Source organism: Variovorax sp. GrIS 2.14 (assembly GCF_046115955.1).
GTDB lineage: Bacteria > Pseudomonadota > Gammaproteobacteria > Burkholderiales > Burkholderiaceae_C > Variovorax.
Genome location: NZ_JBJXIA010000080.1, coordinates 1 through 2,401, shown reverse-complemented (window position 1 = coordinate 2,401; position 2,401 = coordinate 1). Strand labels below are relative to the sequence as shown.

Annotated in this window: 2 protein-coding genes; both read right to left on the bottom strand. The window is 64.5% G+C overall.

All coding sequences use genetic code 11. The features are described 5' to 3' along the window. Positions 1-294: 294 nt before the first annotated feature. Positions 295-810, bottom strand: a complete 516-nt coding sequence (locus RCH10_RS27510) for a redoxin domain-containing protein (RefSeq protein WP_323499516.1) — start codon at positions 808-810, stop codon at positions 295-297. A gap of 81 nt (positions 811-891) precedes the next feature. Then, positions 892-2,292, bottom strand: coding sequence for a mercuric reductase (locus RCH10_RS27505; RefSeq protein WP_409054829.1), 1,401 nt, complete (start codon positions 2,290-2,292; stop codon positions 892-894). Positions 2,293-2,401 lie beyond the last annotated feature (109 nt).

Here is a 2,401-nt window from a genome sequence, read left to right as displayed (position 1 = left end):
CATCGTCCGCTGCTGACGAGTTCTACTCTCTGGCCTTTTGAGGCCAGCCACTCCAGCTCCCGTCTCAACCTCGCTCTCCTATTGCGACAGAACCGACAGGCGCCATGCCCTGGGCCATGAAGCGGTGCATCGCCTCGCGCATCCACAGGAACGGTCCGGCGGGGTCGACATCGAGATCGACGTGGAGGACGGCGCCAGGTCGGCCAAGGTCTGGTTGACGTCGAAGATCAGGACCTTGGGGCGAAGCATGCGGGGATCCTGAAGCTCGGGGGGTTGACCATGACCGGCCTTCCGTCAGGCAGTGCCGCGCACCGGGTAGTCCTTCTCGATGACGAAGCGGATGCCGTCCAGCAGAGACCGCAGGTCCGGGCGTGCGAAGGGCGCATTGGAGACGTCGACGATCTGCACCTCGCCCCTGGGATTGATGACGAACACACCCGGTTCGGCGAAGGGATGGTCGGTCTCCTGCGGTGAACGGGGGGACGAGACGTACAGGCCCAGTTGCCTGGCCTGCTCGACGCTCAGCTCGTAACCAACGGGGAACTTCCAGCCGCATTCCTCGGACTCCGTGCTTGCCTTTTCCAGGCCGTCGGTCGACAGGACGGAAACATCGATGTTGGCGGCCTTGAAGTCATCGAGCATCTCGTTGAGCGTGGAGAGGTACTTTTTGCACAGCGGACAGTGCTTGCCGCGGTAGACGACCAGCAGTCGCCATCCGTCGCCCTTTGCAGGGTTCACGCGGCCGCCGCCAACAGCAGGCCAGTCGAGTGCGGGAAAGGGGGACCCGGCGGTAAGGCGGGACGGTGACATTGAAGCTCCTTTAAAAAAGTGAGGTAAAGAAAAATGCGAAGCTTGCGCTGCTCAGCCGTGCGGAGCGTCAGCCAGGCGGCGCTACTCCAGCGGCTCGACCTTGTCCAGCAGGAAGGGAAGGAATTCGGCGACTGTGGGGTGGATCGGCAGGGCATCGCGCAGCACCTGGTATCGGGCGCCGGTGGCCATGAAATTGCTGATCACCTGGATCAACTCGTCGCAGCCGAACCCCAGCAGCGAGGCACCGACGATCTCTTCGCTTTGCTGGTCGACCAGGATCTGCATCAGGCCAGCGGTCTCGCTCTCCTCCTTAGCCCGGCTGACGTCCTTCATTCGAAAATTTGTCACCAACGTAGCGCGGCCCGACTGTCTGGCCTGCGCCTCCGACAGGCCGACCCGGCCCAGCGGCGGATCGGTGTACATCGCGTAGGTCGATACTCGGCCGTCGGCAGAACGCGCGCCGCCCGTGAGATTGGCCAGCACGATCTGGCCGTCTTGGTAGCTGGTGTGGGTGAAGGCACCGCGCTTGTTAATGTCGCCGACTGCCCAGACGCCCGGCACATTGGTTTGCAGCTTGCCATCAGTCGGCACGAAGCCGCGCTCGTCGGTCTCGACCCCGACCGCAGCCAGGTTGAGGCGCCCGGTGTTCGGGCTGCGCCCGGTGGCGATCAGCAGGTGCGAGCCTTCTATTCGCTGTCCACCCACCGTCACGGCGATCCCGGCACCGGAACTCTTCTCCGCCCGCTCGACCCGCTCGACCTCGCTGCCGGTGTGGAAGCGGATGCCCTCTTCCTGCAGCATCTCGGTTAGGGCCTTGGAGACCGCCTGGTTTTCGTGGCCAGTGATGCGCGGGCCGGCCTCGATCACGGTAACTTCGCTGCCGAGCCGGCGAAATATCTGCCCCATTTCGAGGCCGATGTAACTGCCGCCGATGATGATTAGATGGCGCGGACACTCGCGCAGCTGGAGCAGGCTGACGTTGTCCAGGTGCGGCACGTCATCGATGCCCGGCAGCGGCGGTAGGGACGCGCGGGTGCCGGTGTTGAGGAAGACCCGCGCGGACCGCAGCGCCTGGTCACCGGCGGTCAAATCGAACCGGTCGCCGGCTCGGCCCGTAAAAGCGCCCCAGCCCCGCAGCAAGGTCAAGCCGTCCTGCCCGGCGATGGATGCTTCCAGCCCCGCGCGTGACTCGTCGACCCGCTGCTGCATCCGCTCCATGGCGGCCGCGAAGTCGATTTCGACCTTCCCGGCCTGGATGCCGAAGTCGCCCGCACGACGCACAAGGTGCGCGACCCGCGCGCTTTTACGAAGGGTCTTAGTCGGCGTGCAACCGTAATTGACGCACGAACCGCCGACCAGTCCCCCTTCGATCAGGGCAACCTTCTCACCGCGCCCGGCCAGCGTCATGGCCAGGGCCGGCCCGGCCTGGCCGGCTCCGATCACGGCGACGTCGAACTCCATTACGGGCTTACTCTTGCTCATGTGATGCTCCTCATGCTTTGACCGTCACTGCTTTCAGAATAAAACTCGGAACTATCCCGTCCGCAGCGCGACGAGCCGTAAGCCCTCGTCGTGATGGCTGTAGTTGCCC

Coding starts and splice junctions, on each gene's coding strand:
- RCH10_RS27510 (WP_323499516.1), bottom strand. CDS start 810: ATGTCACCGTCCCGCCTTACCGCCGGGTCCCCCTTTCCCGCACTCGAC.
- RCH10_RS27505 (WP_409054829.1), bottom strand. CDS start 2,292: ATGAGCAAGAGTAAGCCCGTAATGGAGTTCGACGTCGCCGTGATCGGA.